General features: G+C 37.1%; 20 protein-coding genes. 15 read left to right on the top strand and 5 right to left on the bottom strand.

Features of this window, described 5'->3' with window-relative positions:
• Nucleotides 1-50: 50 nt before the first annotated feature.
• The 4 genes from N7548_RS07240 to N7548_RS07255 are packed head-to-tail and all read right to left on the bottom strand — an operon-like array spanning nucleotide 51 to nucleotide 4,045.
• The gene (locus N7548_RS07240) at nucleotides 51-1,199 is read right to left on the bottom strand and encodes an extracellular solute-binding protein (protein ID WP_263608800.1); all 1,149 of its coding nucleotides are present in this window, start codon (nucleotides 1,197-1,199) and stop codon (nucleotides 51-53) included.
• On the bottom strand, nucleotides 1,196-2,089 hold the full coding sequence (locus tag N7548_RS07245) for an ABC transporter permease (protein WP_263608801.1): 894 nt from the start codon (nucleotides 2,087-2,089) through the stop codon (nucleotides 1,196-1,198). Before N7548_RS07245 ends, N7548_RS07240 begins: the two co-directional genes overlap by 4 nt.
• Entirely contained in the window at nucleotides 2,086-2,913 is an 828-nt protein-coding gene (locus tag N7548_RS07250) for an ABC transporter permease (RefSeq protein ID WP_263608802.1), read from the bottom strand. The genes N7548_RS07245 and N7548_RS07250 overlap by 4 nt, the downstream gene beginning before the upstream one ends.
• Nucleotides 2,906-4,045: an ABC transporter ATP-binding protein gene (locus N7548_RS07255; protein ID WP_263608803.1), complete on the bottom strand. Its 1,140-nt coding sequence runs from the start codon at nucleotides 4,043-4,045 to the stop codon at nucleotides 2,906-2,908. Before N7548_RS07255 ends, N7548_RS07250 begins: the two co-directional genes overlap by 8 nt.
• 456 nt (nucleotides 4,046-4,501) lie before the next feature.
• Here N7548_RS07255 and N7548_RS07260 point away from each other — a divergent pair, with 456 nt between their 5' ends.
• From N7548_RS07260 to N7548_RS07305, 10 genes are all read left to right on the top strand, one after another.
• Nucleotides 4,502-4,957 carry a hypothetical protein gene (locus N7548_RS07260; RefSeq protein WP_263608804.1) on the top strand — a complete coding sequence of 152 codons (456 nt, stop codon included), beginning with the start codon at nucleotides 4,502-4,504 and terminating at the stop codon, nucleotides 4,955-4,957.
• 189 nt (nucleotides 4,958-5,146) lie between these two features.
• Nucleotides 5,147-5,665, top strand: coding sequence for an RNA polymerase sigma factor (locus N7548_RS07265; RefSeq protein WP_263608805.1), 519 nt, complete (start codon nucleotides 5,147-5,149; stop codon nucleotides 5,663-5,665).
• Nucleotides 5,662-5,997 carry a hypothetical protein gene (locus tag N7548_RS07270; protein WP_263608806.1) on the top strand — a complete coding sequence of 112 codons (336 nt, stop codon included), beginning with the start codon at nucleotides 5,662-5,664 and terminating at the stop codon, nucleotides 5,995-5,997. Before N7548_RS07265 ends, N7548_RS07270 begins: the two co-directional genes overlap by 4 nt.
• Nucleotides 5,998-6,180: 183 nt before the next feature.
• Nucleotides 6,181-7,191, top strand: a complete 1,011-nt coding sequence (locus N7548_RS07275; protein WP_263608807.1) for a CorA family divalent cation transporter — start codon at nucleotides 6,181-6,183, stop codon at nucleotides 7,189-7,191.
• Nucleotides 7,192-7,434: 243 nt separating this feature from the next.
• Nucleotides 7,435-7,965, top strand: a complete 531-nt coding sequence (locus tag N7548_RS07280) for an RNA polymerase sigma factor (protein ID WP_263608808.1) — start codon at nucleotides 7,435-7,437, stop codon at nucleotides 7,963-7,965.
• Entirely contained in the window at nucleotides 7,958-8,551 is a 594-nt protein-coding gene (locus tag N7548_RS07285) for a hypothetical protein (RefSeq protein ID WP_263608809.1), read from the top strand. Before N7548_RS07280 ends, N7548_RS07285 begins: the two co-directional genes overlap by 8 nt.
• A gap of 4 nt (nucleotides 8,552-8,555) precedes the next feature.
• On the top strand, nucleotides 8,556-9,038 hold the full coding sequence (locus tag N7548_RS07290; RefSeq protein WP_263608810.1) for a hypothetical protein: 483 nt from the start codon (nucleotides 8,556-8,558) through the stop codon (nucleotides 9,036-9,038).
• Between the two features lie 14 nt (nucleotides 9,039-9,052).
• The gene (locus N7548_RS07295) at nucleotides 9,053-10,741 is read left to right on the top strand and encodes a S8 family peptidase (protein ID WP_263608811.1); all 1,689 of its coding nucleotides are present in this window, start codon (nucleotides 9,053-9,055) and stop codon (nucleotides 10,739-10,741) included.
• A 34-nt stretch (nucleotides 10,742-10,775) separates the two neighbouring features.
• Nucleotides 10,776-11,762, top strand: a complete 987-nt coding sequence (locus N7548_RS07300; RefSeq protein WP_263608856.1) for an HD domain-containing phosphohydrolase — start codon at nucleotides 10,776-10,778, stop codon at nucleotides 11,760-11,762.
• Between the two features lie 128 nt (nucleotides 11,763-11,890).
• Complete coding sequence (locus N7548_RS07305) at nucleotides 11,891-13,876, top strand: HD domain-containing phosphohydrolase (protein WP_263608812.1); 1,986 nt, start codon at nucleotides 11,891-11,893, stop codon at nucleotides 13,874-13,876.
• 36 nt (nucleotides 13,877-13,912) lie between these two features.
• On the opposite strand, the gene N7548_RS07310 is transcribed toward N7548_RS07305, so the two are convergent.
• Nucleotides 13,913-15,520: an ABC transporter ATP-binding protein gene (locus N7548_RS07310; RefSeq protein WP_263608813.1), complete on the bottom strand. Its 1,608-nt coding sequence runs from the start codon at nucleotides 15,518-15,520 to the stop codon at nucleotides 13,913-13,915.
• Between the two features lie 100 nt (nucleotides 15,521-15,620).
• Here N7548_RS07310 and N7548_RS07315 point away from each other — a divergent pair, with 100 nt between their 5' ends.
• From N7548_RS07315 to N7548_RS07335, 5 genes are all read left to right on the top strand, one after another.
• On the top strand, nucleotides 15,621-16,712 hold the full coding sequence (locus N7548_RS07315; RefSeq protein ID WP_263608814.1) for a PqqD family peptide modification chaperone: 1,092 nt from the start codon (nucleotides 15,621-15,623) through the stop codon (nucleotides 16,710-16,712).
• Nucleotides 16,706-17,131 carry a S24/S26 family peptidase gene (locus N7548_RS07320; protein ID WP_263608815.1) on the top strand — a complete coding sequence of 142 codons (426 nt, stop codon included), beginning with the start codon at nucleotides 16,706-16,708 and terminating at the stop codon, nucleotides 17,129-17,131. The genes N7548_RS07315 and N7548_RS07320 overlap by 7 nt, the downstream gene beginning before the upstream one ends.
• On the top strand, nucleotides 17,128-18,297 hold the full coding sequence (locus N7548_RS07325; protein WP_263608816.1) for a nucleotidyltransferase domain-containing protein: 1,170 nt from the start codon (nucleotides 17,128-17,130) through the stop codon (nucleotides 18,295-18,297). The genes N7548_RS07320 and N7548_RS07325 overlap by 4 nt, the downstream gene beginning before the upstream one ends.
• 106 nt (nucleotides 18,298-18,403) lie before the next feature.
• Nucleotides 18,404-18,532 (top strand): hypothetical protein, encoded by a 129-nt coding sequence (locus tag N7548_RS07330; protein WP_263608817.1) that lies wholly within the window; start codon nucleotides 18,404-18,406, stop codon nucleotides 18,530-18,532.
• 2 nt (nucleotides 18,533-18,534) lie between these two features.
• Nucleotides 18,535-21,120 carry an immunoglobulin-like domain-containing protein gene (locus tag N7548_RS07335; RefSeq protein ID WP_263608818.1) on the top strand — a complete coding sequence of 862 codons (2,586 nt, stop codon included), beginning with the start codon at nucleotides 18,535-18,537 and terminating at the stop codon, nucleotides 21,118-21,120.
• The last annotated feature ends 2 nt before the right edge of the window (nucleotides 21,121-21,122 follow it).

The following is a 21,122-nucleotide window of genomic DNA, read 5'->3' on the forward strand; positions in this document are numbered from 1 at the left end:
AACAAAAATGCTTAAGCCACTGGCCTAAGCATTTTTTTGTCGTTATTAAGTTAGCTTCTAACGTTGTCGATCATGGTATTGATCTTATCGATGTCAGATGGGTTTAACGCTGTGAGAGGTGCAACACTCAATACAGCATTCTTATTGTAATAAGTTTGGTTTGCTAAAGCCCAGTTTTTGTACCATTCATCATCAGAAGTTAAGTTTTCCATGATGAGGTCATACGCTTCAACCAAGGCAGCTGCGTAACCAACCACTTCCGCATTCAGTGCGACATTTTCTGGGTCCAACATGAAATTGATGAATTCATGAGCTCTATCGACATTTTTAGATGTGTTAGGGATAACCATCATGTCTGCGAATACGAATGTATCTTCAGGGACATAAATGTTGAATTCAGCTTGAACTTCAGATAAGGTCTTACCTTCATCCAATTGGATGTATAAACGGTCTAGATAGTCACCAGTATAGACTAAAGCCATATCGAGGTTACCTGCTTCAACATTACGTTTCAAGGAGTCATCGCCCCATTCGACGAAGTTTGCTTGGTCGATGGCGTCTTCAGCTTGGTCTAATAATGATTGTGAGAACGCATTGACGTTTTGATCTAAGTACAACATAGCTGCTGCATAAGCGAATTGTGGGACATCATACATACCACGTCTAACCCCTGCAGGTGCTTTTGATGGGTCGAAATATGCGCCCCATCCATGGGTTTCTAATGCAGTTTCTAAGCCTGCAATACGGTTGTTATAGATGATACCAAAGGTACCCCAGAAATAAGGCACCGCGTATTTTGTGAAATCAACGGTTTCAGATGTTCTAGTTAAAGTGGTTGCAGTCATCGAATCAAAGATTTGATCGACACCTGACATATAAGTGACGTTGTCACGGTTTGGTAATAAAGAATAGTCTAATTCAATGAGCATGTTTTCTTCTTGCATCTTCTCGATCATATAATCGGATGGGATGACAATATCGTAAGCGGTTGTTCCACTCTTGATTTTACTATAGAAGGCTTCATTGGAGTCAGCCACGTCAACGATGACACGGTAACCAAATTCTTCCTCAAAACGATCGACGACGGCGTCGTTGATGTATTCGCCCCAGTTCAGGATGCGAAGCACAGGACGGGAATCGCAAGCTGCGAGTACAACGGCTGCAGTAAGCATTAAAGCAAATGCTAAGATTTTTTTCATTTGTTTGTTTTTCCTTTCTTGTTCATAAATTGAGAACCAATGAGTCCGACCATGGTTAAGATGGTCAATAAGGTAGAAAACGCGTATACGGATGGGGTCAAATTACGTCTACCTAAAACCCCATAAATCCAAATGGACAGATTGTCATAACCAGCACCGGTATTGAAGAAGCTGATGACGAAGTCGTCAACGCTCATGGTAAGGGCTAGCAACATCCCACTGAAAATGCCCGCCTTAATGGCTGGGACCACAACATAGATGAGTGCTTTCATCGGTTTTAACCCTAAGTCAGCAGCCGCGTCCACCAAGTTCGCATCGAGTTCCTTTAATTTAGGCACGACACTGAGTACCACATATGGGAAGGTGAAGAAGAGGTGAGCTAAGACCAAGGTTGGTAAACCGAAGATGCTGATTGAAGCACTCGGATTAAAGAGTTGAACAACCATATTGATCAGAACCATGACGAATCTGAACATGATCATCAACGAGAACCCTGTGACGATATCGGCATTTAAAATCGGCACATTGTTCAAGAACATCAAACCACTGCGTTTGTTTTTCGGCAAGTGGAAAATCCCAATGGCGAAGAATGTACCGAGTACAGTTGCCAAAGTGGTGGCGATGGCAGAAACCATTAAGGTATTCTTGATCGCATTCAATAACTCATCCTCATTGAAGATATTGGTATACCATTCGAGGGTGAAGGTAGAAAAGCGTGTGGTAACAACCGAGCTGTTGACCGATTGGATAGCGATGATGATGATGGGTAAATATAACATGAACATCATCAAGACGAAGAAGAGGATACCGACCCACTTTAATAATGGGGCCAACCATTCTCTGTTTTTAAAGCCGTAGTCTTCAATACGGGCTTTCGGGAAGTTTGTCATAGTAAGGTTTCTCCTTCCTTGTCAAATCTTCTTAGAAGCAGAATCGCACCGAAGATGAGCAATAAGATGGTTGAGGCTAATAGGGCACCATCGTTGAAGATGGTGTAGTTAAATTTGGTTTCAATGATGTTACCAATAAAGACGATTTGTCCTTTGGATAAGATTTTTGGAATAGCGAACCCAGAGAAGGTCGGTAAGAACACCATGATTGAACCCGTAACCACGCCTTTAATTGACAGTGGTAATACCACATGTAAGAAGGTTTGGAATGGGGTTTTACCCAAATCGGCAGACGCTTCAATTAAAGAGTTGTCGATTTTTTCTAACGCCGTATAAATCGGTAAAATCATGAATGGTACATAGGTGAAGACCATCCCAATGATGACCGCGAGTGGCGTACCATTGATGTTTGAGAATGGGCTAAATCCAATCAAGGAAGTCAAAATGTTGTTTTTTGACATGATGTTTGCTAAAGCGTCAATTCTTAAGATGAGGTTACTCCACATCGGTAAAATGACGAGGGTCATGATGGCGAACTTGTTGGCGAAATTGGAACGATAGACCAAATACGCGGTTAAGTACCCAATGATGACAGAAATGATGGTGGTGGTGGCTGCGAAACTGAAACTGTTTCTAAAACCAACCAATACCGACTTTTCACCAAATAAATCGAAGTTTTCTAAGGTGAAACTCAAACTATTAAAACTGATACTCGAGGTTAGATTTGTAAATCCTAAAGCAACCAACCCCAACATGGGTATGAATACGAGGACGTACAACCATATGCGATATGGTTTGGCTAACTTTGCGTACGTACTATTCATTTTCCTTACCCATTAAATGGATTTCGTATGGGTCTACCTTAAGTCCAATCTTAGAACCCACTTCAAAGAATTCATAGTCGTTGACCAAAATATCATGGTCTTCAGCACGTACCACCAGTTCGTTGTGGACACCTTTGAATAAACTAAAGGTCACTTGGCCTTCAATCGATGCTTTTTCAGCAGGGACAACATCCCAGTCTTCAGGACGAATGACAACATCGACTTTAGAACCCACCTTAAAGTTTTCATAACCGATGTATTTGAACTTCGTATTTAAGAAAGTGACTTCTTGTTTGCCAGTGATTTCACCATCAAAGATGTTGGTTTCACCGATGAAGTGTGCGACGTATTGGTTGATTGGTTCATTATAAATGGATTTTGGTGTACCGAGTTGTTCAATATTACCATTGCGCATGACCACGATACGGTCTGACATCGTCATCGCCTCTTCCTGGTCATGGGTGACGAAGATGAAGGTGATTCCAAGGTTTCGTTGCATTTCCTTCAATTCATATTGCATGTTTTGACGTAACTTCAAGTCTAAAGCGGCTAGCGGTTCGTCAAGCAGTAGAATCTTTGGACGATTGATTAATGCGCGTGCAAGAGCGACACGTTGTTGTTGACCACCAGAGAGTTGATCAATCTTGCGGGTGTCATACCCAGACAATTTGACCAAAGCCAACATCTCTTTCGCATCTTTCATGATGAAGTCATCAATGGTCTTTTTGAGTAAACCTTTGTTCTTTAATAGAGACCCATCTGGACTGACTTTTTCGATACGACGTTTGTAAAACTCAGTTAAGAACGATAGTGGTCTATGGTGTAGACCAAATGCGACGTTATTGATAACGTTCAAATGCGGGAATAACGCATAGCGTTGAAACACGGTGTTGATTGGTCTCGCAAACGCAGGGATTTCGCTGAAGTCTTTACCTTCAATTGCGATAACACCACTGTCAGGTTTAACGAACCCACCGAGCATTCTGAGTGTTGTGGTCTTCCCACAACCGGATGGACCTAACAATGTCACGAACTCATTTTCATAAATGGTCAAATTAATGCCATTCACGACGTTTTCATTGTCATAGGTTTTTACAAGATCAACTAATTGAATTAAAGGTTTCTTTTCCAACTTCGGGCTCCTAGGTATAATAATATTTTTTTACTGATAGTTATTATATACTTATTTTCTAGGATTTCAAGCGTTTTAGATGAAAAAAAAACAGTTTTTTTTTGATAGTGCTTTCATAGAATGAAAACATCGCTTAAAATCGCGTCGTGACGCTATCAATTCAGGGTTCATCATTTTTTGAAATTTTGATAAAAAAGACCCTGTTTTCCCAGGTTTTCGAGTGTCTTTTCAACGGCTGTCTCTGAATGAATTTTCAGACTAAAAAATGACCGTTTTTATATATTCAAATTTGTGTATAAATAATACAATGAGAAATGTTTCGTTTAAAGCCATGAATCGGCATTTCAAACTCAAAAATAAGGCTTATTTTCAGGTTAAAAAAACATACATAAATTTGATTAAATGTATACAATTATTTCAAGCTATGTTACAATGATTTTAAGAGGAGAATGGACCATGAAATTAACACAGACAAGTCGTAAAACCAATCGAGTTTATGTACTCGATTATGATGTTTGGTTTGGCAAAACGGCTGTTTCAGTCAATAATCAAACATCGACCAAAGTAAAACGGTTGGTATTCAATTATACCGATGAGGATTTACAAGCAAGAACCATCACGGTTAGAGGTAATATCCTCACGGGATTTAAGCTGTTTGATAACGGTGAAGAGATTGTCATGCAACGCCCATTGTTATGGTATGAGTGGATTTTAGTGATCTTCCCAGTAGCGATAGGTATTCTAGGTGGTGCACTTGGTGGGGGTCTTGGTGCTGTGGTAGGGATTACCAATGGTTTAATGATCCGTCAAACCAACAGTGTCATCCTAAAAGTGGTGGTATCTCTCATTTTTGCTGGATTGGGATTTTTGATCTACAGCGTACTCGCTGCAGCGATTCCAGGACTGTTATAAACATGGATAAAGGTCAATCACAGATGGGCCTTTTCTTTTTTTTAAATAATTTCTTAATTCAAATATTTTTTGTTATAATAGTATGGAAATCGAGATAAATCAACTCTTTTAATCATAATTATTATATTTAAAAAATATTTCTCGCAAAATTTCACGATTTTTTACGTCTATATAAAGGGGGAAACAAATGTGCACATTTCCGGTAAACTCATACGGGATATGAAACATGGTAGTGAAAAAGCCTTCACCACCATTTATGAACACTATCATAAATTGATTTACTACATCGTTTTCCAATACGTTAAAGACGTTGAGGTTGCGAAAGATTTAACCCAAGATGCATTCATCAAAATGTACAATGAAGTGAGAAAAAACGACGAACCTATCCATTTTCACCCTTGGTTTATCGCTTTAACGAAAAACATCGTTTTTGATTATTTTCGTCAAAACAAACTAAATCGAGTGGACAAAAACAGTGAGAAAACTTTAGCAGAATTCCCCGATCCTAGCTATCAAGCCTCCCCCGGCTCCATATCTTTTCAATCTCTAACACCCTTAGAGAAACAGGTCATCGATTACAAAATCATCTTCAAACAAACATTTAAAGAGATTGCAGACACCATGGGTTTATCCTTAAGTGTAGTCACAAAAATTTATTATGAAGCGCTCAACAAACTCAGACTTGACATGGAGGATAAGTCGATATGATGAAAAAAGACAAATTAATCCGATCTTATCAACAAGACTTCAATGAAGCATTCAACGTACCCCCGATGTTGGATGATATCAAAGCTGAGCTCACATTTACCCCCCCTATAATCTTTAAAGGCATTGTTAAGTTTCGTCTACTCACAGAACTGTTGATTAGCTTCAACGTGATGTATAAAGTCTACAATGACTATCGTAATGATAACATGAGTTTTAGTGAAACACCCGAAGAACGTAATATCACGATGTTGTTAATCATCGCTGGCACATCCTTCTTACTTTTCCTAATCGATCTTTCTCATAAATCTATCAAACTTCGTAAAAAGAGATAAAGAAATGAATATCCAGTCCCCGTTAAGAAAACACAACAAATCATTCAAATTGTTGAGTTTTCGATAAAAGGGGTCTTTTTTCTTTAATAATGCGTTTTCTATGTATGAAGTTTTATAACTTTTCAAAAGCGTTTGAATCCACTTCATAAAGACTGTATACTGATAATAAGGCAGGTGATTTTTATGAAATTTAAAGACTATTTCACCCCAAAGTCGATGATTTATACGGGTGAACATACCAATATTCAAACCACCATCAAACATTATCAATACAATTCAAAAGAACTGATTATTACCAATGATTTTACTAAATTAGATGGATTCAAACATTATATCCAAGTCATCGGTTTAACTGAAGTGGATCGAATCATGGCTTTAAAAGAGTTATTCCCCATTGAACCGCTCATTTTGGAAGACGTATTCAATGTAACTCAAAGAATTAAAATCGATGATCGTAAGGAATACATCTTCGCTGTATTTCATGTGAACTATTATAAAGAAACGATTAAAGAAGAATACATGAGCTTATTGTTCTTTAAAGATACCATCATCACGTTCCATGAAAGAGAACCTGAATGCCTAGAAGCACTTTATCCACTATTTGAGAGTTATTCTGAACTCAGAGAACGTGGAACAGATTTCCTATTTTATCAAATACTAGACATCATTACCGATAGACACATCGATTTGATGGAGTACAATCAACTCCTCACAGAACAAATCGAAGAAGAAATCCTTGAATATAAGTCAGTTGACCAAGAAGAGTTCTATCAGATGCGAAAGTCGTTACTTAAACTCAAGAGTAATGTCACCCCAATCCTAAACCAAATTGATAAGATATTATCTAGTCAAAAAGGGTATATATCTGCTGAGCAACTACCCTACTTTGATGACTTGAAAGACCACTTATCTCGCTTGGATGAACGCCTCAATGAAGCCAGAGAACTCATGCGTCACTTATTGGATTTACACATCAACAACCAATCAAACAAGATGAATGAAATCATGAAGACACTGACCTTGTTTTCAGCCATCTTTATCCCGTTATCCTTTCTAACAGGATTCTTCGGGATGAACTTTGTCCATTTCGATGTCCTTAGTTATGAGCATGCAGTACTGATTTTTGTCCTGGCTTGTTTCTTGTTAGCGGCTGGCATGATCTATTTATTCAAACGAATGAACTGGTTCAAATAACCCTCCATTATGGAGGGCTTTTTCTTTCATACAGATTTCAAATAATCGAATCTACATAAAAAAATCTTAAAATGTGGTGTTATAATCAACATATGATGTGTATCTGTTAAGCCGTTTTTTAAGCAAAAACAGATATAAAAAAATATTTTTCAAAAAAATTTTAAAAAAGTGGACAAAAATGACTTTTTTTTCGTTTTATTAAGTGAGAAGAGAATTATTTGTCCATTAATAGGGGGAAGATTAATGGAAACAATCAGACTGGTTGAGGGAATCCGTAGAAGGAGCGAGTCTGCATTTAGAGAGGTTTACGACAATTACTTTAAGTTATTGAAACACATCATCTACAAAATGGTTAGAAACCATGAGATTGCAGATGATCTGGTACAAGAAACATTCATGAAAATGTACGAGCGTATACACACGTACACAGTGGACACCAACTTTAAGTTTTGGTTAATTCAAATTGCAAGAAACACGACTTTAGATTACCTCAGAAAAGAACAAAAACAACTCAACATCACGGTGAATGAAGAAGCTGTCGGGGATTACATCGACGATCATCAACCCGATAACTACGAACATCTTTATAAAAAGATAGAGAACATCGTGACCAAAGACGAATATGAAATCGTCATTTTAAGAATCTTTCATGGATTGAAGTTTCACGAAATCGCGTCCATGTTGGATATAACCACTGCGGTGGCAACAAACAAGTACTCAAGAGCAATAAAGAAGTTAAAGAAAGAACTTCGTGAGGAGGATTTACATGAGTAAGAAAATTAAAGCTTTAGTCCAAAAGTATGAAAAGGACATGCAATTTGAAAATCGATTTGATGATCTAAAACACAAACTCGATTTAATTCCTGATGCAGAAGTGAAAAGCGAAGTATTTACAATTAAAAGAAAAGTAATGCCTGCGTATGTAATGATGGTTGTATTACTTATGTTAGTTACCGGTATTATTGGGCTACAATTCGGCCTCAATGGGGATTTAAATGAAAATCAACCTAGTTTAAATCCAGTTGATATTCAGTTGATGGAGGAATTTGATATTTATAATAGAGAATCCGTTAAGTCTATTGTTATTAACTCCAATATCATCATTTATTTATACGTTGGATATAAGGGCGTTGATAAGAAACTTATGGTTAGAGTAGAAGCAAAAGGATTTTACATTACAATGCAAGGCACAGCCAATAATAATGAATTTTACCAAGCTACTAATAGTTCTTTTGTGGTCGCAAGTATTGAAGATGAAATTGTTGAGATTGACTTAAGCTTTTATGACAATAGTGTTTATGTGACTACCATAAATCAAACAGTGGATTTCTCATCACACTTTGACTGGTTAATGGACTAATCCAATGAAAAAATACTACATATCAGCGATTCTACTATTATTCATGGTTCTATCCGGATGTACATCACAAAAGGTAGAACAAAAGGTGCTTTATAAGATTGATAAACAAACCTCATTCTCAAATGTGGAAATGTTAGATCATTTAGATGACTATAAGGATGGTTTGGTTATTAGTATCGTTATTCAATCAGAGTATGTTACGGATGAATATAAAACCAAAATTCAACCAGGCATGTCTGCTGAAGAAATCGATCTAATCATCAAACAAATGAGAGAAGTTTCTAAAAGTTATTTCTCAACATTGAATCAAACCTTTATTCAAAAATACAATCTTGAAGAGCTAGGTGTTGTAGAGTTTGCGACATATAGCCCAGATATCACCATTTATTTAGGTAAAACAGAACTTACATTGGAACAAATAGATAAATTAATCTTACTATCCAAACAAGAGGAAGTTTTATTTGTAGAAGTCAAACGCTTTAACTAGGGGGACATATTTTGATGAAAAAATTATTATTAACAACCATAATTGTGCTAGGTATGACCTTCTCGTTAATGGTGAATATGAAGAATTCTGTGGTTGTTCTTGGGTCTAACAACCAAGAAGAACCAAAAGATAAAATCGTGTTTGAAGGCTTTAATTTAAACCAATCTGCTTCAACCGATGAGATTCAAGAAGAAGTATCCGAAAATGGTAGCGACATCGTTACTGTTCAAGTTCAATTTGACTATGAATTCGCTAGTGATATTAGAAATAGAATCAGCAGACGTACAAATATCGACTTATTCATTGCTGAACAAAGAAAACAAATGAAAGATTTTCATTTGAAGATGAATAGTTATTTAATCCAAGAACTTGGATTAGAAGGATATGAAAATGTATACCCATCATCATACGCACCTTTTGTTGATTTCTATTTTGAAAAGGATGTCTTTATTCAAAATTCTGAAGAAATTGTTGGTGAAATTATTGATGATGAAAATGTTTCTTTAGCTTATATACAAAATTCAGAAGAGTATACTGATACAAATATTTATACGGCTATTAACACTATTGGTGCATATGAAGCACTTGTTTCAAATGAAGTTAGTGGTGATGGTGTTACTATTGGTGTACTCGAAAATTCAGGTATCGTTGAAAGAAAACATCCTAATCTTGTTGGGTCGAATTTAACCGTTAGAGACGAATGGTGGTTTAGTGAAACCATTTCATCTCACGCAACGATGGTTGCTTCAGTGATTGGTGGCAATACAGGAATTGCAAGAGATTCAAGATTATTGAGCGTTCAACTAGTTTCTAGCCCAAAAGAGGAAATTGATTGGATGTTGGATCGTGGTGTAAATATTATAAACTTAAGCTGGGGAGATTTAGATTCAACTGGCGTATATTCAAGCCAATCAGCCTACATGGATTATATTGTTAGAACTACATTTGTTACTATAGTTGCAGCTGCAGGTAATAATGGCACTACATCTAAATTTATTACAAATCCAGGTCTAGGATATAACGTCATAACTGTAGGTGCAAGTAATTCAACAGGTAATTACCGTGATGATTACTCATCGTATTTAAAACAAATCGGACCCTCAAAACCGAACATTGTTGCACCATCAGGATTCACCGTACCCAATATAACGACTATTCTTTCTGGAACCAGTTTTGCTGCTCCAATTGTAACAGGATCGATTGCACTTATAATGGAATCAAATCCTGAATTAAAAGTATATCCAGAAAAGGTTATGGCATTAGTCGCATCTTCGGCGAAAATGATGTCAATGCATCCTACGATTGGTATTGAGGGATACAACGAAGAAGTAGGTGCAGGGTTATTTGATTATAAGAAAACTGTAGAAAACATACCTACAACATTTGGTTACATTAATTCTACAGGTGTGTCTGGCATTTATAAACAAGTTTACCTATACGTAGAATATGGACAAAGTGTAAAAGCATCAGTAGCTTGGTTACTTAATTCCAATAATACTACAACCATTAAATTAACCGACTATGATCTAAGATTATTTGATCCAACCGGTAGACCTGTTGCATCCGCAACCTCAAGTCATAACAACATTGAAGTCGTACAATATACCGCGCATATGCCTGGTTATTACAGATTACAAATCATCCAAAACGGTGCGCTAGCGAACGGTTCCGATTGGGTATCCTTATCATACAGTATTCGATAATTGATTCACTAAAACGAAAGGGGGGATCATCTTGATGAAGGTATTAGTTGCTGAAAGTAATCAGAAACATAGAGACTTACTCGTTCAGTATTTAGAAGAAGAACAAATCCAAGTATTAACAGCAGCCGATGGCCAAAAAGCCCTCGAAGTATGGTCCAATGAAGATCCAAAGATCATCATTATGGACATCAACATGCCCGATATGGATGGTTTCTCTATCATCGAAGAAATTCGTAGACGTGAATTAGACCATACCTATATCATTGTTGCAACCGAACATGAAGAAGTCATTTTAGGTAGAAGTTTTGATGTCGGTGCCGATGATTTCATCTCTGTACCGATTCGTAAGACCGAACTCATCTATCGTATCAAAGCGAGTGAAAAAGTCATCTCTAATCAAGAAAATCAAACCGTGATTTATGCGCTTGCACAACTCACGGAAACCAGAGACATTGAAACTGGTAGACACCTCGAACGCATTGGTATGTATACCAAGGTTATCGCAACCGAACTTAAGAATCATCCGATTTATAAGGAACATGTCACCTCGCAATTCATCAACCATTTAACGTTATCCTCGGTATTGCATGATATTGGTAAAGTCGGTATTGAAGATGCTGTATTACGTAAAAAAGGTATTTATACCGATGAAGAACGTAAAACCATGCAAGCCCATACCATCATTGGTGCGAGCACCATCGATAAAGTGGCGGATAAATACCCATTCATGGGCTTCCTTAAAATGGCCTCAGAAATTGCGCGCTATCACCATGAAAAATGGGACGGCACTGGTTATCCAGAAGGTTTAAAAGGCGAAGATATCCCATTATCCGCTAGAATCGTTGCGATTGCTGACGTGTTCGATGCGTTGATTTCTGAACGTTATTACAAACCAAAATACAGTTTTGAAGAATCTAAACGCATCATCCTAGAATCCTCAGGTAAGCACTTCGACCCAGTGATTGTCGAAGCCTTCCTCAAACATGAAGCAGAATTTTATGCGATTGCTCATTTGGATTAAAACCGAAAAACACATTCAAAACGCCTGACTAAGGCGTTTTTAATATATAAAGGGTGCGTTTTTCTGGAAAATCGTTATAATAGAAGTAGAATATCTTTCATAATTCTTTTATTTTAGGGGGAAAGCGTATGGCTTACCGCGAAGTATTTGACATTTTAATTGACCTATTAAACAACGGTCTGATCCTGCTTGGGCTCGTATTTTTATACGCAGCCACCAATTTTGATCCACAAACGAATACAATGAAGAAAAAGATTACCGCTGGTATAGTCTTAGGAATATCCTCTCTCTTTATCATGACGAACCCTTGGCTATTAGAGACCGGCATTATTTTTGATACCCGTTCGGTATTGTTCGGGATCACCGGTTATTTCTTTGGTGGGATTCCAACCCTGATCGCGATGTCATTCGGTATCGTCTATCGTACATGGCTTGGTGGTGTAGGGATTTATGCTGGTGTGATGACCATCATCGTGACTTCATCGATTGGTTATTTATGGAAAAAGTATCGTAGACCTGAATGGTTTAAAAATGTATGGATGGAATTTTATACGTTGGGTGTGATTTTACACATCGCGACTCTATTGTGTTTCTTACTGCTACCCAATGGGCTAGAAATCATCCGTGATTTATTGATACCTTATTTGGGGATGTTCCCTGTGTTGGTCATGCTGATTGGTGTGGTCATACTAAATCAACAAAGCAGATTGCATTTTAATCAAGAATTTAGAATTCAAACCAAACTTTTACAAGCCTCGATGGACGCGACCAGACATATGGAAATTTACGCGCTCGATCGAAATTTTGGATATTTAACGTTCAATCGTTTTCACGCCATCGCGATGAAAAATTATTACGGTGTTAACATCCATAAAGGCGATGACTTTATCGATTTCATCGAAAATGACGCGATGAAACACCGCTTGATGAAAAACATTCAAAAAGCGTTGAATGGGGTTTCTCATATCGATGTGGTTAAACTAGAAATTGAAAGTGAAAAATATTTAGAAGAGCACTACGCACCCATCGTTGAAGGTGGAGAAGTCATCGGTGCGACCATATTCTCCTATGAAATCACCGACCGTAAAAAATACGAAGCCTCCATATTATACTTATCTTATAATGACGCCCTAACTGGTTTATACAATAGAAGAATGTATTCAGAAAAATTAAACGAGTTGAAAGACCTTAAATTCAACCCAGTTTCGATCATTTTGTGTGATATCAATGGCTTAAAAATCATGAACGACGCTTTTGGCCACAACGCTGGCGATGAGCTGCTCATCGAAGTATCGATGATGTTGAAACAAACCTTCTCTGATAAAGGCTACGTCTGTCGAATTGGTGGCGATGAGTTCATGGTATTGATGCCCAATACACCGCTCAACTCAGCCCAATATTATCTTGAAAAAATGAAACGTATGTTAGAAACCAAATACTTACACGGGATGAGTGTATCGGTATCCTTTGGGGTATCGGCACGTCAACAGGATGAAGATTTGGAAGAAGTCATTCGAATCGTTGAAGAACAAATGTATAAGAACAAACTATTTGAAGTGACATCTCATCGCAGTGAATCGATTAAAACGATTCTTAATACCTTACATGAGAAAAACCCAAGAGAAGAACGTCACTCCAAACGGGTATCGGAAATTTGTATCGAAATTGGTAAGAAACTCAACATGAAGAGTGAAGACTTACAACTCTTAAAAGCCATTTCGAATTTACATGATATCGGTAAAATCGCGATTGATGAAGCCATTTTGAATAAACCGGGTAAACTGACAGATGCAGAATGGGAAGTCATCAAGCGTCACCCTGAAATTGGATATCGTATCATTTCGACCTCACCTGAATACGCAGAAATCGCGTATGATATTCTATCACACCATGAAAAATGGGATGGATCCGGTTACCCTCGTGGGATTGCTGGAGAAAACATCCCAATACGGGCGAGAATCATTTCCATCGCCGATGCGTATGACGCGATGATTTCTGAACGTCCTTATCGAAAACCGCTCAGCCATGAAGAAGCAATCGCAGAGATCAAGAAACATACGGGTAAGCAGTTCGATCCAAATTTGGTCAAAGTCTTCTTATCCCTATACGAATAAAAAAAATGTAGTTCTGATTAAATCAGGGCTGCATTTTTATTTAAGGTCGATGATTTTGGTTGGTTTGATGTCTTTAAGATCACGATGTGAAACCATGACGATGGTTTTTTGTTTTAAAGCTTTGAGATTGGATAAAACCTTTTTCTCAGTATCGCTATCGAGGGAAGCGGTAATTTCATCTAGTAATAAAATAGGTGCGTCTTTTAACAAGGCTCTCGCAATCGATAGTCTTTCCAATTGTCCAATCGATAACCCCGCTCCCATTTCTTTAAGCTTTGTATCAAATCCTTCTGGGGTTTTGAGAATATCGTCATAGATCACTGCGATTTGACACGCTTCAATGACTTTTTCCATCGGTATCGACTTACCTAAGGTGAGGTTATCTAAAATCGAGTTCGATAATAAGTAATAAGATTGAGGTACATAAGAGAAGAACTGTCTGGTGCTTTCCGATAAAGCATAGGAGGCTTCATCGATTTTCAGTTCAATCGAACCTGTCGTTGGTGACATGAGCCCCAACAACAATTTGATTAACGTGGTTTTACCTTTTCCTGACTCCCCTTTAATCCAAACCAATTCGCCAGGTTTGAGTTCGAAGGATAGATTATCTAAAACCAGTTTTTGTTCATATTTAAAGGATACTTTTTTGAAATCAATTTTCTTAAATGGTTGAAGGGGTATTTTCGTGGTTGATTCTTTTTCTAACCCATCCATCATGCGTACACGATCGAGAGAAGCTTGCCACTGATGGTATTTGATGACGATATTGGAGAGCCCAGAAAATGGGCTTTGAATATTTTGGACGAGTTGTATGATGGCGACCAAACTACCAAATACGATGGAACCTTGGCTTAAACGATAGGTACCAAATAGAATGGCGAATAAATACCCAAAGGCGAAAAACCCATGTAATCCCAAACCAGTTAACGCGGAGACCCATTGTTTCTTCATGCGTTTTTGATAGAAGTGAAAAGAGGCGTTTTCAAGGTTTTTTACTTGAATGCTTTCTGCTTCAAACGCTTTAATGACTTCAATATGGGTTAGACTTTCCTGCAACGACTGATAGAGTTGATCTTCAGCGTTCAGTGCCTCTTTTTGAATCTGCTTGATTTGTTTGGATAATAGCCTTGATAAGACAAATAGCAGTAATCCCAACGTTAAGAATAATACAGCGAATAACCAGTCCAAAATGAATAAAACAACAAAGGCACCTAAGAATCTAAACACATAAAATACCAGTTTCGGGAATAAATCATACACGCCATCGGAAATCATCGTGATATCCGATTTAAAGTGGTTGATATAGATGGCGGAATGATTCTCAGCGGTATCTTGGATCTTCGCTTTTAAGAGTTTTTGAAAGAGATGTTGTCGTAATTCACCTTCAAGTTGGTAGGATGCTTTCGCTTTGTAGTATTGGTTATAAGCAGTTAATCCAACCTGGATGATCATGATGAAGATCAATAGACCACCATACAAGAATAATTTAGATTGATTCGTATAGGTATCAATCGCTAATTTGGATAGGTAAGCGAACAAAATCGCCGTGAATGACAACACCAAAGAAAACACCGATAAAATCGATAAGGGTGTTCTAATTTTGGATTGATAAGGTTTTAGTAAAGGGTTGATTTTAAATTTCATATAGAGAACCTCTATCCGTATTGTATCACAGTAAAACCCAATATCACACTGTATTTCATCTACCAAACAAGGTATAATGAGGATAAGTGTGAGGTAAACCATGCAGAGGTATGAAATCGCAGGCATCCCAATTTCAATTGAATATCATTACGATGATTATTTGAAAAACAACATCGAAGCGTATGTGAAAAAGGTGAACCCTAGTTATGTCATTAAAACCATTTTGACCGACCACATTTCACCTTTATTCAACCCTTTTATGCAAGATACCTATCGTCGTTTTTATCAAGATGACAAGCATCATACCGTTCAAGTGGTGGATGTGAATAACCAAGTCAAATATGAGATCAAACGAACCCATGACTACAAAGAAGTCTATATCTCGATGGTCGAAAGGTTATCTAAAAAACCAGCTGAAATGGAATACATCTTTTTATCGATGGTGTTTCTAGATATCGCAACCCTAGAAGGATTTGTCCCATTACACGCATCATGTGTTATCAAACAAAATGAAGCCTATCTATTTAGTGCCCCATCGGGCACAGGTAAAAGTACCCACGCCGCATTCTATCAAACTGAACTCAATGGTTTGATCCTAAACGACGATAAACCCATCATAAAAAATCAACACGTTTATGGTACCCCATTTTCCGGCAAAACCGCTTTAAATCAAAACCAGGTTTACCCATTAAAAGCCATTTATTTTATAGAACAAGGCAGCATCAATTCAATATCTAAACTACCCATCGATGACGCTTCCAAACGATTACTCAAAAATATCGCTAGACCGACCACGAAAGATACATGGGAAGCATTATTACCCCATATCAATCAACTTTTAAATGAAACACCGATATATCTGGCTTATCTCACATTAAACCCGAACAGTGTTTATATGACCTACTATGAACCCAATAAGGAGAACCCTATGAAAATCAAACCAGGCTTCATCATCAAAACCATTGGTTTACGTTATATGGTGTTACCTATCGACGCACAAGCACTCCATTTCAATGGCATCATGACTTTGAATAAATCTGGCAAGCGCTTGTTTGAAGCGCTTGAAACAGAACAAACTTTAGAATCTTTAACTCAACTGCTCATGGACCACTATGAAGTATCCTTTGAAGATGCGAGAAAAGACGTCATTAAGTTTGTTGAAACCTTGAAAGAAAAAGACCTGTTATGTTAAAAACGATCATCGACAACGATACTTTTTTTGAAGTGGTTAAAACTGAACTAGCGCATAACAAAACCGTGAGTTTCAAAGTGAAGGGCCAATCGATGTGGCCTTTTTACCATGACGGACTAACCACGGTTTTGGTATCATCCGCTACATCTCTCAAAAAATATGATGTTGTTTTAGCCAATTATCAAGGGAAAGTCATTTTACACAGAATCATTCAAATACAAGGTGATTCAATCACCCTTCGTGGAGACGCCACCTTTCGAAAAGAAGTGGTGTCTGTTAAAGAGGTGTTTGCGAAAGTGGTTGAACATCAAACCAAAAAAACCATCCCATCGAATCAAATAAGATATCGATTTAAAGTATGGCTTTGGGTCCATAACCCACTTAGAAAACCATTCATCCGTTTGAGGTCAATTAAATGAATACGAATGAAGCCTTATTCAAAGCGACAGCGCTCGCATTGAAACAACAAAAGATTGATTTTGACATTGCTGATGAACCCGGTTTTTTCAAACTGATGTTGAATAGTGGCTTATCTGGGATCATCATACCTTATCTAGACACCAGCAAGTATTCAAACACATTCATTCAAAAAACCAATTCAACCCTATATGCATTCATCCATCAAGACCAAAAACAAAAAGTTTTAATCAACCAGATTAAAACAACCTTTCAACAACATAATATTGATCATATCTTTTTAAAAGGCACCAAACTCAAACAACTCTATCCCGACACCTACATGCGTGGGATGGGGGATATCGATGTATTGGTTCGCTCGGACTTAGATGTCATTAAAAACCACTTTAAGACCTTAGGTATTACCTTAGAATCCAGAACCCTTCAACACGATCAATACATCACCAAAGACGATTTATTGATTGAAATCCATCCCAGCATTCATAAAGACTTTAACCCTAAGTATCAAACCTACTTTAAATCTGCTTGGGAACACACAGTGTTAGTCACAGGGTGTGAGTATACATTGACCCCGACCTTTGAAGTCATCTATCTGGTGTATCATTTGGCCAAGCATGTAGAATCCTCTGGCATAGGCTTACGCAGTCTATTGGATATCGCTGTTTATATTGAGAAGAACTATGATCAAATCGATGTGAAAGCATTGAACGATACATTAACATCATTACAAATGACAAAGTTCTTTCAAACCATTTTATACTTGAACAAAGTCTATTTTGGGTTAGAAGTGCCATTACTGGATTCATCTTTTACCATGAATGATGCATTGATAGAACAAGTAACTACCTATTTCTTAACCTCTGGTATTCATGGTAAAGGCAGTGATTTCAACGCCATGGCACCTAGACTCGCCGCTTCTGAAAATAAAGGTAAATCGAAGTTTAAAGTCTTGTTAAGGATCGCACTCCCTAAGATGGTGGATGCGAGAGGAATGTATCCTGTACTCAATAAACACCATTATCTTTATCCATTCATGATGTTTCATCGTATCATCAAACTTATTTTCTTTAAACGACAATCTTCATTGAAGAAAATCAGAAATTTAAATGAAAGCAACTCGAAACGAAGTGAGATAGAACAACTCTTTGAGGACATCGGTATTTACTGATGTCTTTTTTACATAATAATTACTTAAAAATGTCTAGTTTGAATTGCTTAGTATTTATACTAGTGCTATAATAAACCCAAACGCAAGTACTGTGGGAGGTATTTTAATGTTTGAAAAAGAAGTGTACGAAGCCCCAGTGATTGAAGTAACTGAGTTCGAACTCAGTGAATCAATTGCTGAAAGTGCGAATTCAGGCATGGGCAGTTTAGGTTTTGATGAGATTTGGGGGAACTAATGATGAGAAAATTATTCATTCTTTTATCATTTGTGGTTCTATTCGCCATTTCAGGTACTGTGGTTGCGGCAGCACGCCCAGCAAACGTAAATGTTACCATTACATCATCCTTTGATAATGATAACAAAAATCTTAGTCACTCAATTACTTCATTGCCAGTAGGTAATGTCTTTCAATTGAACGCTAGCAACATCCAAGCTTCTTACACATTCGCTTTTTGGGTAATCAATGGCGTTGTCAGAGATGATTTGGCTGCTACGGATTCAATTAGACTTCAAACAAGTATGAACATACAAGCAGTTTTCCACAAAGCTGGAGAATATGCTGTTTTATTTGTGGACTCTAATGGTAAACTAATTTCCACTCAATATGTATTGGAAAACGGATCTGTTACTCCACCAAGTTATGCTGGATTTACAAAACCTGGGTTACAAGTTAATTCGAGTGAACCTTGGAAATCATTGGAAGGCGCAACTACTTTTGATAATATCCAATCCTCAAGAGTATACGTTTTACAATATACCGCAGGAACGCCTGTTTCAGTAACACTTTCAATTACTGGTGGTGTTGCTACACCATCAAATCCAAATAGAAATGATTTAGTTACATTGGTTGCAAGTGATATTCCAAACTTCAAGTATTGGAAAGATGGCAATGGACAAGTTCTTTCTTATCAATCAACATTTGTATTTACAGCAGTCAAAGATGTCACAATTATTGCTGAAACCAGTGATGTTAAAACACCTGAAACATTGGTAACGATGTCATCTGATTTAGCAATTCGTGAAAACTATGAAACTTATGTTGGTCGTTTTGAATTAGAAGCTGGACATGAGCTTGTTGAATGGGGTTTCTTACTATCTGACGAAACATTAGGTTTATTAAGTTTTGAAACACCTAATGTTATTATTGCAAAATCAAATACATACAACCTTGAAACAAATGAGTTCGTAATGAGTTTTTCTGAAGTAACCTTCTCAAGTATTAGAGCATACGTTCTAATTAACAATGGGACATCTGTTGAAGAAATATTAAGTGCTCCAGCAGCAATCACCTCAGATCTAATTATTTCTGAGTACCTAGAAGGAAGTTCAAGCAATAAGGCAATAGAAATATTCAATGGTACTGGTTCATCAATTGATTTAAGCAATTATAGCATCAAACTATACACTAATGGTTCACCAACTGCAGGAACTACACTTGTTTTAAGTGGGACACTCTTAAACGGTGAAACCTATGTAATTTCTAATTCTGGTTCCAATGCAACAATACTTGCCATTGCAGATATAACTAATGGAGTAGCTAATTTTAACGGTGATGATGCAATAGAACTATTAAAAAACGATATCGTAATTGATACTTTTGGTGTTGTTGGAGAGGATCCTGGTACATCTTGGGCTGTTGGATCTGGTGCAACTGCTGAATATACATTAGTTAGAAAGACAAGTGTTACTAGTCCTAATGTAAGTTGGAATGTTAATGAGTGGGAAGTATACCCTCAAGATTCAACTTCGTTCTTAGGTAGTCATTCACTTCAAACAGCAACAGATTCACAAAAAGTAGTTATTGACGCAAATGGATTGAATTTAGTTAGTGAAGTTAAACAAAACACAACTTTATCGTTGCCTTCTTCTGGCGCAAATGGATCCACAATATCTTGGACCTCAGATACTACTGAAGTTATAACAAATGCAGGTGTGGTAACATTACCTTCTGGACAACCAGTCGTAGTTATAATGACTGCAACAGTTTCATTGAATGGTACTGAAAAACAAGTTGCATTTGAAGTTACAGTAGGTTTGACTGATTTAGAAAAAGCTACAGCTGACAGGGATGCAATTTCTCTAACTTTAAATTATACAGAAGCAACTACTATTACCCTTTCTAATAGTGGTCTAAATGGATCAACCATATCATGGGCTAGTGATAACGCATTAATTAATGCATCATCGGGTAGTGTGACTATGCCAGGATCAGGACAGGTTGAAGTTACTCTAACTGCAACTATAGCAAATGGCACTGCCGAGTTAACAAAGGATTTCATAATAACAGTTGGATCAAGTACTCAAACTGAGGAACTATTATTTTCTTATAATTTCTTAGATGGTGGTTCTAGTAATAATAGTGCATATGCAAGTACAAATATAAGTACAAATGTTTCATATGCTGGGGATAATCCAGGAGGAACATCAGGAACAACTGCTTGGGTAGCTAATTATGCAAACTTAAGTTTATCAACAGGTACTAGATTAGGTGGTAAATTGGTATCAGTCGTATCAAATGACAATACTAATTCAGCTAATTTGAAAACTGCTTTTACATATTCAAATATATTAACTAAAGTAGAATTGTTAGGTTTAACCACATTTGGTACTGCAGGAAATGTAGGAAATATTTATTTACAAGTTTCTACAGATGGAGTATCTTGGACAACGGTGAGTACTCAAACATTTGCATCAACTATAACTTTTGGAAGTTTAAATGTATCTTCTGGTAATTATATTAGAGTCTTAGTACAAATTACTGCATCAACCACAATCTCAGGTATTCAATTTACAGGATTAAAGGTATACGGATACCCGATTTAACC

The sequence above is a fragment of the Paracholeplasma manati genome (assembly GCF_025742995.1).
Classification (GTDB): Bacteria; Bacillota_I; Bacilli_A; order Acholeplasmatales; family UBA5453; genus Paracholeplasma; species Paracholeplasma manati.